At 58.3% G+C, this 16,584-nt stretch carries 11 protein-coding genes; 10 read left to right on the top strand and 1 reads right to left on the bottom strand.

What is annotated here, in order from left to right; all coding sequences use genetic code 11:
• The first annotated feature begins 87 nt into the window (after positions 1-87).
• The 5 genes from K7J14_RS12680 to K7J14_RS12660 all read left to right on the top strand — a co-directional run bounded on the left by K7J14_RS12680 (position 88) and on the right by K7J14_RS12660 (position 7,752).
• Positions 88-1,371, top strand: coding sequence for an ABC transporter substrate-binding protein (locus tag K7J14_RS12680; RefSeq protein WP_230756935.1), 1,284 nt, complete (start codon positions 88-90; stop codon positions 1,369-1,371).
• 77 nt (positions 1,372-1,448) lie between these two features.
• Positions 1,449-2,339, top strand: coding sequence for a carbohydrate ABC transporter permease (locus K7J14_RS12675; protein ID WP_230756933.1), 891 nt, complete (start codon positions 1,449-1,451; stop codon positions 2,337-2,339).
• A complete protein-coding gene (locus K7J14_RS12670) occupies positions 2,332-3,171 on the top strand; it encodes a carbohydrate ABC transporter permease (protein WP_230756930.1) in 840 nt (279 codons plus the stop codon). The genes K7J14_RS12675 and K7J14_RS12670 overlap by 8 nt, the downstream gene beginning before the upstream one ends.
• Before the next feature lie 106 nt (positions 3,172-3,277).
• Positions 3,278-5,536: a glycoside hydrolase family 2 protein gene (locus K7J14_RS12665; RefSeq protein ID WP_230756915.1), complete on the top strand. Its 2,259-nt coding sequence runs from the start codon at positions 3,278-3,280 to the stop codon at positions 5,534-5,536.
• Positions 5,533-7,752 carry an alpha-galactosidase gene (locus K7J14_RS12660; protein WP_230756912.1) on the top strand — a complete coding sequence of 740 codons (2,220 nt, stop codon included), beginning with the start codon at positions 5,533-5,535 and terminating at the stop codon, positions 7,750-7,752. The genes K7J14_RS12665 and K7J14_RS12660 overlap by 4 nt, the downstream gene beginning before the upstream one ends.
• Positions 7,753-7,855: 103 nt before the next feature.
• Here K7J14_RS12660 and K7J14_RS12655 read toward each other — a convergent pair whose 3' ends face one another.
• Positions 7,856-8,593: a substrate-binding periplasmic protein gene (locus K7J14_RS12655; RefSeq protein WP_230756910.1), complete on the bottom strand. Its 738-nt coding sequence runs from the start codon at positions 8,591-8,593 to the stop codon at positions 7,856-7,858.
• A gap of 112 nt (positions 8,594-8,705) precedes the next feature.
• On the opposite strand from K7J14_RS12655, the gene K7J14_RS12650 reads away from it, so the two are divergent.
• The 5 genes from K7J14_RS12650 to K7J14_RS12630 all read left to right on the top strand — a co-directional run bounded on the left by K7J14_RS12650 (position 8,706) and on the right by K7J14_RS12630 (position 16,447).
• On the top strand, positions 8,706-9,329 hold the full coding sequence (locus tag K7J14_RS12650) for a P13 family porin (RefSeq protein ID WP_230756908.1): 624 nt from the start codon (positions 8,706-8,708) through the stop codon (positions 9,327-9,329).
• 275 nt (positions 9,330-9,604) lie between these two features.
• Positions 9,605-9,988, top strand: coding sequence for a ferritin family protein (locus K7J14_RS12645; protein ID WP_230756906.1), 384 nt, complete (start codon positions 9,605-9,607; stop codon positions 9,986-9,988).
• The gene (locus K7J14_RS12640) at positions 9,985-10,788 is read left to right on the top strand and encodes a family 1 encapsulin nanocompartment shell protein (protein ID WP_230756904.1); all 804 of its coding nucleotides are present in this window, start codon (positions 9,985-9,987) and stop codon (positions 10,786-10,788) included. The genes K7J14_RS12645 and K7J14_RS12640 overlap by 4 nt, the downstream gene beginning before the upstream one ends.
• Before the next feature lie 92 nt (positions 10,789-10,880).
• Complete coding sequence (locus K7J14_RS12635) at positions 10,881-15,536, top strand: PAS domain S-box protein (RefSeq protein ID WP_230756900.1); 4,656 nt, start codon at positions 10,881-10,883, stop codon at positions 15,534-15,536.
• Positions 15,533-16,447 carry a diguanylate cyclase domain-containing protein gene (locus tag K7J14_RS12630; RefSeq protein ID WP_230756897.1) on the top strand — a complete coding sequence of 305 codons (915 nt, stop codon included), beginning with the start codon at positions 15,533-15,535 and terminating at the stop codon, positions 16,445-16,447. The genes K7J14_RS12635 and K7J14_RS12630 overlap by 4 nt, the downstream gene beginning before the upstream one ends.
• Positions 16,448-16,584: the final 137 nt, after the last annotated feature.

Raw genomic sequence — 16,584 nt, 5'->3', positions numbered from 1 at the left:
GTTTTGACTTTTAGTAAAACCAGTTTATACTCTGAGTAACGGACGGGGTCATGGTATCTCCGCCCGCAATCTCAGAGGAGGAAATACATGAAAAAGACACGAATTGCGGCTATCGCTATGGCCGCTGCCTGTTTGGCGGGAGCTTTCGCCGGCGGCGGAACGGAATCACAGGGAAGCGGTTCAAAAAAACTGACGATCTGGGCATGGGATCCGAATTTCAACATCGCGATCATGAACGAGGCGAAGGCTCGCTACGCGGTCGCGAACCCCGGCGTGGAAATCGAAGTGGTCGATATGGCGAAGGCCGACGTCGAGCAAAAACTCTTGATTAATCTTTCTTCAGGCGTCAGCGACGGTTTGCCCGACATCGTCCTTATCGAAGACTACAACGCTCAGAAATATCTTTCCTCCTTCCCCGGAAGCTTCGCGGATCTTACCGGAAAAATCGATCACTCCAAATTCGCGCCCTATAAGGTTCGCCTCATGACCATGGGCGGAAAAACCTACGGCGTTCCCTTCGATTCAGGCGTCGCCGGAACCTTCTACCGCAAGGACGTTCTCGAGGCCGCCGGCTTCAAGGCGAAAGACCTTGAAAACATCACCTGGGACCGCTTCATCGAAATCGGCGAAGTCGTGTTCAAGAAAACCGGCGTATCAATGTGCGCCTTCGATCCTACCGACGGCGGCCTTGTGCGCATCATGCTCCAGTCGGCCGGTTCCTGGTACTTCGACAAGGCCGGAAAACCGAATCTTGCCGGCAACGCCGTGATGGAAGCCGCCGTATCGACCTATGCCAAACTCATCGCTTCTCCGGCTACCATGAAGACCAGCGGCTGGTCCGAGTGGGTCGGCGCGATCAACTCCGGAAAGGCCGCGACAATCAGCACCGGCGTCTGGATCGTAGGTTCCGTCAAGGCCGAAGCTTCCCAGTCAGGCAAGTGGGCCGTCGCTCCTATTCCCCGCCTGAACGTGGCGAACTCGGTGAACGCGTCCAACCTCGGCGGTTCCAGCTGGTACGTGCTGAACCAGTCCAAGGCGAAGGACACCGCCATCGACTTCCTGAATGCGATCTATGCGAAGGACAACGACTTCTATCAGAAGATCCTTGTCGAGCGCGGCGCCGTGGGAACCTTCTCTCCCTCCCAGAGCGGAACCGCGTACATGAACGCCGACGCCTTCTTCGGCGGCCAGAAAGTGTTCTCCGACTTCTCCGCCTGGATGAACAAGATCCCCTCGATCGAATACGGTTCATACACCTATGAAGCCGACGCGGCGATCGCGGCCATCCTTCCCGAAGTCTACAAGGGATCGAGCGTTGCCGCCGCGTTAAAGAACGCGCAAACCCAGCTTGTTTCCCAGATCCAGGAATAATTTCCAGTTTTGAGAGCCGGCGCCCGGACTGTCCGGGCTCCGGCTTTTTTCCACTTTTTTACCGCGAGGAATACCGCATGAAGTCTATACGATACCGGGGCGAGCCCTCTACAAACCTGACCGGATGGCTGTTCGTCGGCGCCGCTGTTCTGCTGTGCGCGACCTTTTGCCTGTATCCCATAATCAGCTCGTTTCTGCTTTCTTTTCAAACCGGCAGGGGCAACCAGATCCGCTTCAACGGATTGGGCAATATCCGCCGCCTCTTTCAGGACGCGGTGTTTCACCAAGCCCTGAAGAACACCTTCGTGTACTTCATCTTCCAGGTTCCGGTGATGATAGTCCTCGCCCTTTCCATCGCGTCCGTGCTCAACAGCCCGAAGCTCCGGTTCAAGGGGCTCTTTAGAACCGCGATCTTTCTTCCCTGCGTCACCTCGCTGGTCGCGTATTCGGTTCTCTTCCGGAGCATGTTCTCCCTGGAAGGACTCGTGAATCACACGCTTCTGCGCCTCCAGTTCATATCCGCACCCATCCCCTGGCTTCTTGACCCGTTCTGGGCCAAGGTTCTCATCATCATCGCCCTGACCTGGCGGTGGACCGGCTACAACATGATGTTCTATCTTTCGGCCCTGCAGAACATCGAACCTTCCATATACGAAGCCGCGCGCATAGACGGGGCGGGCCCGCTTTCCCAGTTCAGGCTCATCACCATTCCGATGCTCAAGCCCATCATCCTGTTCACATCCGTCATGTCGACGATCGGCACCCTGCAGCTTTTCGACGAATCCATGAATATCACGCTGGGAGGGCCGTCGAACGCGACGCTGTCGATCTCCCACTATATTTATAACGTGCTGTTTCTCTTTACGCCGAACTTCGGCTACGCGGCGACCATTTCGTACGTGATCGTGTTTTTCGTAGCGATTCTGGCTCTGATACAATTCAAGATTTCGGGGGAAGACAATGCCTAAAAACTCGTATTCATCCAGCCGCGCCCAGTCCGCTATTTCCGGATCGCTGGCGTATATCTTCATTTCCGTCGTAGCGTTTTTCAGCGTGTTCCCCTTTCTGTGGATGATCATCGGGGCGACCAACACCTCGAAGGACATCTCTATGGGCAAGCTGAGCTTCGGCACGGCATTGATAGACAACTTCCGCTCGCTCGGCTCCGTGGTACACCTCGGCCTCGTGTTCAGGAACACGACGATCGTCACCTTGGTGGGCACCTTCTGCACGCTTCTGGTCGCCTCGATGGCCGGCTACGGCTTCGAGATGTACCGGAGCAAGGCCCGCGAGCGGACGTACAGCCTGATGCTCCTTACCATGATGGTGCCCTTCGCCGCGGTGATGATTCCGCTCTTCCGCATGTTCGCAAAGGCACGGATGCTCAACTCCTTCGCGGCCATCATCCTCCCGGCGGTCGCCTCTATTTTCGTCATCTTCTTTTTCCGGCAGAGCACGAGGACCTTCAGCAAGGAACTGATCCAGGCTTCGCGCGTGGACGGGCTCGGCGAGATTCAGGCCTTCTTTTTGATCTATTTGCCGTCGATGAAGTCGACCTTCGCGGCGGCGGCCATCATAGTATTCATGAGTTATTGGAACAATTTCCTGTGGCCCCTGATTATTCTGCAGACGAACAATAAAAAGCTGCTCACGCTCGCTATTTCGTCGCTCAACTCCTCCTATACGCCCGACTACGGCGTGATAATGCTGGTCATCATTCTTGCGACGACGCCGACCCTTGCGATATTCTTCTCTATGCAGCGGCAGTTCGTGGAAGGAATGCTCGGCTCGGTTAAATGACGCGAAGCCTCCGGCAACGGGGGCGCGATTGCTGTCTATGGATTCCGCGAAACGTGCCGACGTGTTGATCGGCTGAACTAATAAGATAATTGAAGGAAACGATAAGATGATTGCACGAGAACGATTGATGAACGGTTGGCTATTCAACCGACGGTATGCTGACGGTATGGAGCTGTCCCCGGACGGCTCCGGCTTCATCCCTGTCGATCTGCCCCATAATCCGGTGGACCTGCCTCTCTCGTATTTCGACGAAAGATGCTATCAGGAAGTTTCCTGCTACCGGCGAACCGTGCCGGCTAAAACGGCTGTGCCTGGCGGACGCCTCGTTCTCCGCTTCGAGGGCGTGATGGCGGTCGCCAGGGTCTGGCTTGACGGCACCTACCTCGGCGAGCACAAGGGCGGCTACACTCCCTTCGAGTTCGACGTTACCGGCAGGCTCGGCGCCGATTCGCCGCGCGTCCTGACGGTCGCCGCCGACGCGACCGAACGGCCGGACGTCCCCCCCTTCGGCGGACAGATCGACTACCTGACCTACGCGGGAATCTACCGGGAAGTCTATCTCGACGAGTACGCTCCCCTCCATATTAAAAACGTCCGCCTGAGCTCTCCCGATCCGCTCGCCGCTTCTCCCGATCTCGAGATCGAAGCCTACGCCGGTAGCGGCCTCCCGTCCCCGGCTCCCGCGATTCTCACCGCCTTCGTCTCCGACTCGAGCGGAAAGACAGTCGCCGAGCGCTCCTTCCCCGTTACCGTGCCCGCAGGCGGCGGCGTGCTCCGCTCCGTGCTTTCCGGCCTCGGCCGCGTTTCCCTGTGGAGCCCCGATGCTCCCGCACTCTACGCGGTTCGCGTTTCCATCTCCCCGGCCGCCGCCGATCCGAAAATTCCCGCAGACGCGTTCGAAACGCGCTTCGGTTTCAGAAAGGCCGAATTCCGCGCCGACGGCTTTTTCCTCAACGGCGAGCGGTTGAAAATCCGCGGCCTTAACCGCCATCAGGCCTGGCCCTACGTCGGCTACGCCATGCCCGAACGCGCCCAGAAAAAGGACGCGGACATTCTGAAAGAAGAGCTCGCCGTCAATCTGGTGCGCACCTCTCATTATCCCCAGTCCATCAGCTTCCTGGACCGCTGCGACGAAATAGGACTGCTGGTGTTCGAGGAAATTCCCGGCTGGCAGCACATCGGCCCCGCCGAATGGAAGGAAACCGCGATCGGCCATGTAGAAGAAATGATCACGCGCGACTGGAATCATCCTTCGATCATTCTCTGGGGCGTCCGCATCAACGAGTCCATGGACGACGACGATTTCTACTCGCGCACGAACTCCCTCTCCCGCGCCCTCGACCCGACCCGGCAAACCGGCGGAGTCCGCTACATTACGGACAGCAACCTCCTCGAGGATGTCTACACGATGAACGACTTCGTCCACTCGGGCGGGGAGATCGTTCTCCGCGGCCAGCGCGAGGTGACAGGCCTCGACCGGGACGTGCCCTACATGGTCACCGAGTACAACGGCCACATGTACCCCACCAAGAAAACAGACTGCGAAGAACGCCAGAACGAGCATGTCCTGCGCCATCTGCGCGTGCAGAACGCCTCCTACGCGGACGACCGCGTCTCCGGAGCCATCGGCTGGTGCGCCTTCGATTACAACACCCACTGCGACTTCGGCGCCGGCGACCGGATCTGCCACCACGGCGTGATGGACATCTTCCGCCTGCCCAAATTCGCCGCCTGGGTGTACGGCTCCCAGGTTTCGCCCTCAGAAAAGATCGTGCTCAAACCCGTCACCGTATGGGCCCGCGGAGAGCGGAGCATCGGCGGCGTCTTCCCCCTCGTCGTGCTGACCAACTGCGACTCCATCTCGCTGCAGTTCGGCGATTACGAACCTATCCATATAACGGGCCGCGAACCGACCCTCTCGCATCTGCCGCATCCGCCTTTCGTCGTCGATACCCGGCACATCAGCATGGAAAAGATCGGGGCATGGGGAATGCGCTGGGAGGATCTCCGCCTGACCGGCTACATCAACGGCAAGGAAGCCGCCGTGTGCAGAATGCCGAAGAATCCTCTGCCGGCCTCCCTGACTGCCGCGCCCGACGATTCCGTACTTTGCGCCGGCGAAAAAGACGCAACGCGGGTCGTCGTGTCGCTTCTGGACCAGTACGGAAATCCGCTACCCTTCGCCGACGCCGTCGCGGCCGTGAGCCTCTCCGGTCCTGCCCGCGTACAGGGTCCTTCGACCCTGGTGCTCCGGGGCGGTACAACTGCGTTCTGGATCGAGTCTTCCGGAAAGGCGGGCGTCGTGAAGGCGACCGTTTCCGTCGAAGGCCTTGCTCCCGCTTCGTTCGAGGTGCGCGTTTCATGATACGTTTCGACGAGACGAGAAAACTCTGGATTCTTGAAACCCGCTCGGCGGCCTATGTATTCGGCGTTTCGCAGCGCGGCTCCAGCGTGGACGGCTTCCCCTTTTCGCGGCCTGCCGGGGAAGGGCTCCTCCTGCAAACCTGGTTCGGTCCGCGCCTCGGCGACCCGGCCGATTATCCTGAAGCCCTCCCGGAAGCGGGCTGGGCCTCCTTTTCCACGCCGGAGACCCTCAGCCCGGAAATCCTCCCCGTCGCAGGAGGACCCCGCTACGGCGAGCCGTCCCTGGCGGCCGTCTTCCCCGACGGAGTGCGCGACCTCCGCCTCGAATACCGCTCATGGAAGGCCGATAAGGAACGCCTCGTCGTCACCCTCGCGGATCCGGTCTACGGACTTGAAGCGGACCTCGAGTTCGAGGTCTTTCCCGAATACGATCTTTTCTCGCGCCGAACGGTTGTGCGCAATCCCGAGAAATCCGAATCCCCTGCGCCGGGCGCGGCGCGGATCGAAAGCCTTCTTTCCGGCGCGGTCTATCTGCCCCGGGGAACCGAAAGCCGGCTGACCCATCTTACCGGCCGCTGGGTCGGCGAGACTCAGCTCCAACGCATTCCGCTTCCCCTGGCGCGCACCGTGCTCGAAAGCGTCCGGGGCTTTACGAGCCATCACGCGAACCCCTTCTTCGCCCTCGATGCGGATTCCCGCGCGACCGAGGAAGACGGCCCCGTCTGGTTCGGCGAACTCGCCTGGAGCGGAAACTGGAAAATCTCCCTTGAACGCGACTCCTTCGGCCAAACCCGTGTAAGCCCGGGCTATCACGATCGCGATTTCTCCTCCGAGCTTTCCCCGGGGGACAGCCTTGAAAGCCCGCTCTTCCTCTTCGGCTTTACCGAACGCGGATTCGGCGCCATGAGCCGCAGCCTCCACGCCTGGCAGCGGAACCTTCTTTCCCCCTCGGGAACGGAAAACCGCAAGGTGCTCTACAATTCCTGGGAGGCGACCGCCTTCTCCGTCGATTCAGCGGGCCAGGAAAAACTCGCGTCCCTCGCCGCCTCTTGCGGAGTGGAGCTCTTCGTCATGGACGACGGCTGGTTCGGCGCCCGCTCGAACGACCGCGCCGGCCTCGGCGACTGGTATGTGAACGCCGAGAAATTTCCCGACGGCCTTTCCCCGCTTATCGAACGGATCCGGGAGCTCGGCATGAGCTTCGGCCTCTGGGTCGAACCGGAAATGGTAAACCCCGACAGCGACCTCTACCGCGCCCATCCCGGCTGGGTCTACCACTATCCCGGCCGCGAACGCACCGAAATGCGCAACCAGCTGGTTCTCAACCTCTCCCTCCCCGAAGTGGAAGACTACGTATTCTCCTTCATGGACCGACTACTCTCCGAGAACCGCATATCCTTCATAAAATGGGATTTAAACCGGAGCGTGAGCGAACCGGGCGGCCCTCCCGAACACCGCAGGGACGCGAACCTCCGCCATATCCAAGCCGTCTACCGCGTCGTCTCCCGGCTGAGAGAGCGCCATCCGGCAGTTCGCTTCCAAACCTGCTCGGGCGGCGGCGGACGCGCGGACATCGGCATTCTCCGCCATTTCGACCAGGCCTGGACGAGCGACAACACCGACGCCTGCGACCGCCTGCTCATCCAGGAAGGATTTTCCTGGGCATACGGCGCCCACGCCATGGAAGCCTGGGTTACCGCGAAAAAAAACTGGCTCAATGGACGGACTGTTCCGCTCGAATTCCGCTTCCACGCGGCCATGGCCGGCGTGCTGGGAATCGGGGAAAACCTCTGCGAGTGGGACGAAGCGGAAGCTTCCCTCGCGCGCTCCCTGATCGAGCTCTACAAAGACATCCGCCCCCTCGTGCAGCGGGGAAATCTCTACCGGCTCGAATCTCCGGCGAACGGAAACCGCGCGTCCTTTTTGTACATCGACGACGCGAAAACCCGCGCGGTCCTTTTCGTATTCCTCGAAAAAAACAACTTCGGAACCCGCCTTCCTCCGCTCATGCCCCGAGGACTCGATCCCGCTTTCCGTTACGCGCTTTCAGTCCTGTCTCCCGCCGAACCGCCGCCTGTTTTCCCTCCAACCGGAAGCTCGGGCGCGATCGGCACGGCTCTTCGGGGAGACGCCTGGATGAACCGCGGCGTCGCGATCCCTCTGAGAGAGGACAGAACCAGCATGGTGTTGGAATTCAAAAAAATCGAGGCAGAATGATCGATTGGGGGGCGCCGTCTGTACGATCGGAGCCCCCTCTCAGGCAGCCGAGGCAGGGGCGGCTTCGTTCCAGTCCGCCTTCTGCCGGAAGCGCGTCGTGCCGTCAGTCCAGGTCCGGGAACCACTGCTTCGAGAGACGTTTCAGCGTGCCGTTAGCGGCGATGGTTTTAAAGGCGCGCTCCCAGGCTGCGAAAATCGCCGGATCGGTCGCGGGGGAAAAGACGCAATATACCGGTATTACACGGATGGGATAGACAGCCTCGTACTCTTCCGGGTTAAAGCCTTCTTTTCTGATCTGCTCCTTCCACGCTACGTTAGACGTAGCGTACGCGTCGATCCTGCCGGCCTGGAGTTTTCGAACATTCAGGGCGGCGGTAGTCGTCTGTTCCAGATTGGTAAATCCCGCATCGCGCAAGATTTGGTCCCGGGCGTCGCCCTTGACCGTTCCGATAATTTTCAGCCCTTTCGCCTGTTCGGTCGTGAGCGTCGATCGGAAGCGATGCTTTTTCGCGACCAGCAGGTATTCCACCGTAAAGAAGGGCCCGAGCCAGCGAAAGAGTTTTTCCCGCTCTTCCGTCCGGGCCGCGGTGAACAGCATGACGTTCGGCGTATGCTGCGCTTCGTAAAAGCCGCGCGCCCATTCGACGAACTGAATCGGCTCGTTCGTGCCGACTTCCCTTTGAAGCGCGCGCACTATCTCCACCGCGAATCCCGTCGACGGCGCGTCCCCGGAAGGAGGAACCTGAAAGGGCGGGGCCTGCTCGGAGTAAATAACCAGTTTCTGGGCGAATCCCATGCTCATCGCCAGCGCGAAGACCGCGGCGCATGCTCTTCTTTTCAATTTGTCATCCTTATATATGCTTGTCTCAAACTATAGCCGGTCAGCGGAAAAACCGCAAATGCGTTCTTCTCATCTACTCGATAAATGCATAAAGCCTTGGTATACTCGATGCATGAGAATCAGAATGCGTAGACTGTTCGCCGTTGCCTGTCTGTGTTTGTCCGCTGTTTCTGCGCGGGCCTCCGAGCCGTCCTCAGGCGGCATCGCTTTCGATACCGCCGCCCTTATTTCGGAGGGCGTATTTCGGAACGAGGCGGACATACGGGCGAACGCGGCCCTTCTCTCTCCTTCGGAGCGGTTCTCTCTGTACGAGCAGCATAAGAAAACCGCCCTTTTCCCCTTCATCGCGAATCATTTCGTCGGGTTCGGGGTCGGCTCCTTTATTCAGGGCGATTCTGGAGGAGCGGCTTTCGGGCTGACTACCCAGCTTGTAGGCTGGGGAATGTTCATGATGTACATTATTCCCGCCCTCGGGTCCCTGGACGATATGTTTTCAGGCCGGGAACGCGGCGCCGTCGATTCCGTGCGGATGGAAGCCCTCTCGAAAATAGGGATGGGCGGCCTTTTTCTTGTAGGCGTCGGCCGGCTTTTCGGCCTTATCCGTCCGTGGTACTACGCCTCTACATGGAACGGAACGCTATCCGCGGCGCTTGAAGGCCCCGAGGGAGCCGAAGTAAGCCTGATTCCGCATGCGTGCGAAACATCGTTCGGAGCGGGCGTGCTCGTTCGTTTCTGATCGGACGCGCCCCTGCATGGACGTTCGCGCCGGGGGCTCCGGCGGTGCTTTGACGCGCATCGGACGGCCTTCTGCCTCGTTTTTTATTTGTTCGCTTTGACAAACACGCTTCGGAGTCGTACCTTAATAGGCAGGAAAGTCTATAGGGCACCTCGAAAAACTCGGTTAGTTTTCCTCGGTGCCCTTGTAAATCCTTACAGGATTTACACCTATATTAAGGTAGACCTCTAAAAACTGAAGTTTTTAGAGGTGCCCTATATTAAAAGGAGAGCGAAATGCCTGAATTCGGAACGCCTTTCAGCGTTAAAAAAAGCGATCGGAAGTTGACTCATACGGAGCTGGTGCGGTCGATCCGCATGATGGTGGCTGCCGAATACGAGGCCATTCAGCTGTATCAGGAGATCGCGGAGTCCACTGATAATGTGCTGGCCCGGAATGTGCTCATCGATATCGCGGACGAGGAGAAGGTGCACGCGGGGGAATTCCTGCGGCTGCTGCACGAGCTCGATCCGGCGGAGCAGGGCTTTTACGACGAGGGAGCCCGCGAGGTGGAGGAAGAATTCCTTTCCGGTTCCGGCGGAGAAGCTGGAGCGGGGGGAGAGGCTGGAGCCGATTTGGGAATCGGCAGTTTGCGGAATAAAGGAGAGCAGCGCACATGAATATGCTGAGAACAGAATTTGCGCCGATAAGCCCCGCTTCGTGGGCCGAGATTAATTCGCTCGTGAAGGAAACGCTTACGGCGAATCTCGCGGCGAGAAAGTTTTGCGACGTCGCCGGACCGTTCGGAATTTCGTACGCGGCGGTTCCTGAAGGCCGGCTCGAAGTGCCTTCCGGACAGAAGAAGGACGAGGTTCGCTACGGGGTGCACCAGGTGCTCCCTCTGATCGAAAGCCGGATCAGTTTTTCCGTGAATATCTGGGAGCTGGACAATATCGACCGCGGAGCGAAGGATATCGAGCTCGAGTCCGTGGTGGACGCGGCGCGCAAGATCGCGGCTTTCGAGGACGGCGCCGTGTTCAACGGTTTCGCTCCGGCGGGAATCGTGGGGTTGAACGAGGCCGCGGGAACCAGCGCGAGGATTCCCCTTTCGCTGGATAAGGATTCCGTGGTCGACGCGGTGAGCGAGGCCCAGCTCAGGCTGAAGAAAGAGGGCATCGACGGGCCGGCGAATCTCGTGGTCAATCCGGCGCTCTGGAAATTCCTCGCCCATGTGGTGCCCGGGGGAAGCCTCGCCTCCATCGTGCGCAAGCAGATCGGCGGGAGCATCATATATTCTGAAACCGTGGACGGCGCCCTGCTGGTGGCCGATCGCCCGGGGGATCTGGAAATATCCGTGGGCCAGGATTTCGCGATCGGCTACGAGGGCCACGATTCGGCCAAGGTAGATCTGTTCATTACCGAATCCTTTACCTTCCGGGCCATCACCGGAGAAGCGATCGTTCCCTTTACCGTAGTGTAATTGTATTTGCCCTTCCGCCGCGGTAGATAATCGCGGCGGAATTTGCGCCGGGGCTCCCGCTCGCTTATCCTTTATATCCGGAGGTTTTCCGGATGTTCTCTTCTTTTCGACATTCGCCTTTCGGCTACGCCCTCCATGAACTTATCCTCGATCCGGCAGGCAATCCGTACGATTTCCGTTTTTTAGAGATGAACGAGGCTTTTACCCAATTGACGGGCCGGGTTTCATCGTCGTTGATCGGAAAAACCGCGCGCGAGGTAATTCCGAATATTTCAACGGAATCTTTCGATTGGTTCGTGTTTTTCGGTACCATCGTACGCGATAAAAAAAACGGAGAGATCGAGCAGTATTTCTCGTCGATTGATCGATGGTTCAAAGTATACGCGTATTATGTGGAAGAAAACCGTTTCGCGGCGATCTTCATGGACGTTACCTCCGACCACCGGAGGGCAGAGGAGCTTGAAGGTTTTTTCTCCATAAATCTGGATTTGTTGTGCATCGCCGATATCGACGGGCATTTCCTGAAAGTGAACAAGGAATGGGAGCACGTTCTCGGATACGGGGTCGCGGAGCTTGAAAACAGGGTGTTTCTTGACTTTGTCCATCCCGACGATATGGCGGCAACTCTCTCTGCGATCAGCCGGTTGGCGGCTCAGGAGGAAGTCCTCAATTTCGTCAACCGGTACCGCTGCCGTGACGGTTCCTGGCGCTGGATCGAGTGGCGAACCCGTCCTCGCGGGCGGCTGGTATACGCGGCCGCCCGCGACATCACCGAACGGATCCGCATGGAATCGGAGCTGAAGCTGAGCCGGGATTCTCTGGCCCTCGTACTTGAGACTATTCCCCAGGCGGTATTCTGGAAGGATGCCGAAGGCCGGTATCTCGGATGCAATTCCAAGGTCGCAAAAAGCGTCGGGCTTAATTCGACTTCGGAAGTGATCGGCAAAACCGATTTCAATCTCCCGATCCCTCAAAAACTGGCGAAAAAATTCCGCAAAACGGACATCTCGATATTGAGGAGCGGAAACGCCCAATATCGGTTTATCGAAGGGCTTCCGCGCCCGGACGGCACGACCATGTGGGTTGAAACGTCAAAGGTTCCGCTTCTGGGGGCAGACGGGCGGCCGAACGCCATTCTGGGCGTTTTCGAGGACATCACCGAGCGAAAGGCTGCCTCCGACCGGCATCAGCGGGCGCTCTCCCTCCTGGACGCGACCCTGGATTCTACGGGCGACGGCATCCTTGTAGTCGCCCTCGACGGCACCATCGAACTTTTTAACCGGAAATTTCTTGATATGTGGGGGTTCCCGGAAGATCTCGCGATCGGTTTCTCGGACGGTCTGCTGCTGGAAAAAGTCCTTCCCCTTCTCGCCGATTCCGAGGAGTTCCTGCGCCGGGTCGACGAGTTTTACCGGCAGCCGGAGCTCGTTTCCACTGAAGAGCTCGTTTTAAAAGACGGCAGAATTTTCGAGCGGTATACCCAGCCGCAGCGGATCAACGGCGAAATTTCCGGCAGGGTCTGGAGTTTCCAGGACGTTACCGAGAAGCGGCGCGTAGCCCGCGAGCTCGCCGAGTACGCAGAACGTCTGGAAATGATCACCGAAAACATGGCCGAGGTGTTCTGGCTGCTCTCCGCCGATATGAATACGCTTTCCTATATCAGCCCTTCCTGCGAGAAGCTGCTCGGACGGTCGATAGAAGCCGGCTCGCCGTTAGAAGACAGCGTGTTGTCGATGATACCTCCGGAGGATCTGGTTCGGGTCAAGGACGCGGGCCATGAATACGGAAGAACCGGAGTGTTCAGCGTCGATTTCAGGATAAAGACCGGAGACAATCGCGTGAAATGGGTGAACACCCGAGCCCGGCCCGTTCGCAACGAGAACGGGACCGTGATCGCCCATACCGGAATAACCGAGGATATCACCGAGCGGAAGCGGACCGAGGATTTGCTGCAATCGTATATGGATATGCAGGAAATGCTCATCAGAATGTCCTCGGGCTTTATTAATCTGTCGCTCGACCGGCTGGACGATTCGATCAATTTCGCGCTCCATGAAATGGGCCTCTTCGTAAACGCGGACCGTTCGTATATTTTCTCGTACGATTGGGACGCGGGTACCTTTTCGAATACGCATGAATGGTGCAGAAAGGGAATCGCGCCGCAGATCGAAAATTTGCAGAACGTGAGCGTGGACGATGCTCCCGAATGGATCATGGCTCATAAGCAGGGCCGCACCGTCCTTATTCCCGATGTGCAGGAACTTCCTCCGGACGAAGGTGTACGCGTCATTCTTGAAAGCCAGTCCGTGCAGAGTCTCATCGCCATTCCGCTCATGGAACGCGGAGCGTGCATCGGCTTCGTCGGCTTCGATTCCTGCAGGGGAAAGCACGCGTACACCGAAAAGGAACGCGGCGTGCTCCAGTTGTTCACCGACATGCTGATCAATGTTCGGAACCGGACCGAGCTTGAAAAGAATCTCGTGCGCGCAAAGGAAGCCGCCGAGCGCGCCGACCGCGCGAAGTCCGATTTCCTCGCGAATATGAGCCATGAGATCCGCACTCCGATGAACGCGATCCTGGGCCTGAGCTCTCTCGCCTTTGAAAACGCGCGGACGGAGGAAGACCGGGATCTGCTTTCCAAGATTGCGTCATCGTCTCATCTTCTTCTCGGCATCATCAACGATGTGCTCGATTTTTCGAAAATAGAGTCTGGCCGTCTGGCGATAGACCGGCATCAGTTCGAATTGGAAGATGTATTCGAACAGATCCGCACCTTGTTTAACTCCGCCCTCGTCCAGAAAAAGATAGATCTGTATTTCCATGAAGGCGAGGGTTTGCGCGAGTCTTATATCGGCGACAGGCTGCGCATCAGCCAGGTTTTAATCAACCTGATCGGCAACGCGGTGAAATTCACCAGCCGGGGGCGCATCGATCTGTTCGTATCGCTTCTCGCTTCCGACGAGATTCCGGACGCGGACTTGAATGAAGCCGGCATCGCCGTTTCTGGAGTTTTGAGCGACCGCATCGACTGGATTCGTTTTCGGATCGAAGATACCGGCATCGGAATAGCTCCCGATAAGCTGAAAACGCTGTTTACGCCGTTCACTCAAGCCGATTCGTCGACCACGAGAAAATACGGCGGTACCGGCCTGGGATTGGTGATCTGCAAGCGGCTCGCAACCGCGATGGGCGGTTTTATGCGCGTCGCCAGCCGTCCCGGATTGGGAAGCTCCTTCAGTTTCGCCGTGCCGCTTGAGCGGGGCGAATCGCCTGAGTCCGTTCCTTCGTCCGCTCAGTCTGCTGTGTCCGCTCCGTTCGGCGCCGGGAGGCGGGCGTGTATCGCCGAGAGCGACGAGGAGTCCGCGGCTCAGATTCAGCAATTTCTGGAAGAACTCGGATGGGAATCGGCGATTCTCCCGACGATACGCTCCGCGCTTGATGCGCTGCGCAAGAATTCGCTGACTGAGGGTGACGGATCCCTGTTGATTCTGGATTCGGCGTTCGCCTTGGAGCCGAATGAACTTGAGGAGTTGAAATCCCTCCGGGGCGAACCGCAGGGTTCCGGATCGGCGGTGATACTATCCGGTTATCTGAAAGAATATCCCTTTGTTCCCGATGCCTTCTTGAGCAAGCCGGTCTCGCGCCGGAATGTACGTTCGGCTCTGGCGGACGCGCATAATACGAACGGCCGCGAGCCTGCCGTTTCCGAAATACCGGATCTGACGGGCGCGCGCATTCTGGTGGTAGAGGATAACGAACTCAATCGCGAGGTTGCCGTCCGCTGGCTCAAGCGGTCCGGGGCCGAGGTTTCCGTCGCGGAAAACGGAGCTCGCGCTCTCGAGGCGCTTGAATCCGCCGGATTCGATCTGGTGCTCATGGACGTGCAGATGCCGGAGATGGACGGGTACGAGACTACCCGCCGCATTCGCGCAGTTTTGCCCGATCTGCCCGTCATCGCGCTTACTGCGGCGGTTCAGGAAGAGGATTTCAGACGAATCGCCGAATCGGGAATGAACGGACATATGGAAAAACCGCTGAACACGGAAAAGCTCTTCACTATTTTGAAAAAGTACCTTCAAACCTCTTTAACAACCGCGTCAGCTCCGATGCGTTCGAACAGCCGGTCAATTCCCGGTTTACCCGAAGAACTGCCCGGTTTCGACCTCGACGCCGCGCTCAAGCGCGCTGATTCCGACGTGCCGTTTTATATGGAGCTTCTAGACCGTTTCCTGGACGATCTCGACAAGAACTATCAGAATATCAGGGTCAAGCTTTCCCTGCTTTCGGTCCAACAGGCGAGATCGGCGTGCCACTCTCTGAAGGGAATTTCAGCGACTCTTGGAGCGATACGGCTGTCAGAACTCGCCGCCCGGGCCGAGTCTTTTTATCTATTGGAGAAAGCTCCCGAAGAGGCGGTTCTTGAGGCTTTGGAGGACGAGCTCGAGAGCGTACGAACCTCGCTCCGAGAGCTCCGTTTCGCCGGCGTCCTCAAGCCCGCTCCGATTCCCGCCGCCGAAACGTTCGATCCTTCTCTTGTAAGCAGTCTCGCGGCTATGCTCCGGAAGAACAAGGTTGTTCCCTCCGGGCTCTCCGAAGCCGTATCGGGCTTTTTGGAGGATAAGCTGGAAAGCGACGACTCCATTCAGAGAATTCGCGATCTTTCTTCGCTTGTCGCTTCCTTTCGCTATGAAGAAGCATTAGCATTAATCGAGGATATAGCACGAGAGGCGGGGGTGCGGCTGCCATGAATAGATCGGTGAAACACATTCCAAGCATCCTGATCGTGGACGATCAGCCGATGAATATACAGCTCTTGTCACGCCTGCTCTCCGAGGATTATGAAATTCTCGCGGCAACCTGCGGCTCCAAGGCGCTCGAGATCGCGCAGAGCCAGACGCCTCCGGACCTTGTGCTGCTGGACATCAACATGCCCGATGTCGACGGCTACGAGGTGTGCAAGAAGCTCAAATCGGAAGACCGTACGAGAGATATTCCGGTTATATTCATTACCGCTCGCCACGACGCCCAGGACGAGGAAAGAGGTTTCTTACTGGGGGGGTCGGACTACATCGTTAAACCCTTCCAGCCGATGGTCGTTTCGGCGCGCATACGAAATCAGATCAATCTGAAGGTGCGCACCGATCTGCTTCGAGAAATAGCGCGAACGGACGGTTTGACCGGTATCCCCAACCGCAGAAGCTACGATGAGCATCTCGATACCGTCTGGAAGCGGTGCGCCCGCGATATGCAGGAAGTGAGCATGCTCATGATCGATATCGACCATTTTAAGGCTTTCAACGACCGCTACGGCCACGGCGCCGGCGATGTGTGCCTCAGGAGGGTCGCTCAGGCGCTTTCTTCGGTTCTGCACCGCTCTCTGGAAATGCTCTGCAGATACGGCGGAGAAGAGTTCGCCGCCGTGCTTCCGTCGGTCGGAAGGGATAAGGCCCTCCCGCTTGCCGAAGCCATGTTGAAGGCCGTATACGATCTCGGCATTCCGCACGACTCGTCTCCGGCCGCGCCGGTCGTCACCGTTTCCATCGGATGCGCGTCCTTGCTGGCGACTCCCGAAGGTTCTCCGCTCGATCTTGCCCGGCGCGCGGACGAGGCTTTGTACGCCGCGAAAAAAGAGGGCCGCAACCGCGTCGCTCCGGCATAGTCGGAGCGTTAGCAGCCGGCTGCGTTTTATGATGCGGCGGCCGCCGGGACGATTTCTTCGCCGCGTACTGAAGGTCGCCGGCTGAATGGCGCCGTCTGAATGGCGCGGCTGGCAACGGTTTACTGTGGTTAAAAAAA

Source organism: Teretinema zuelzerae, from assembly GCF_021021555.1.
Classification (GTDB): Bacteria; Spirochaetota; Spirochaetia; order Treponematales; family Treponemataceae; genus Teretinema; species Teretinema zuelzerae.
The sequence above is the reverse complement of the archived record's forward strand: the minus strand, read 5'-3'. Positions and strand labels throughout refer to the sequence as shown.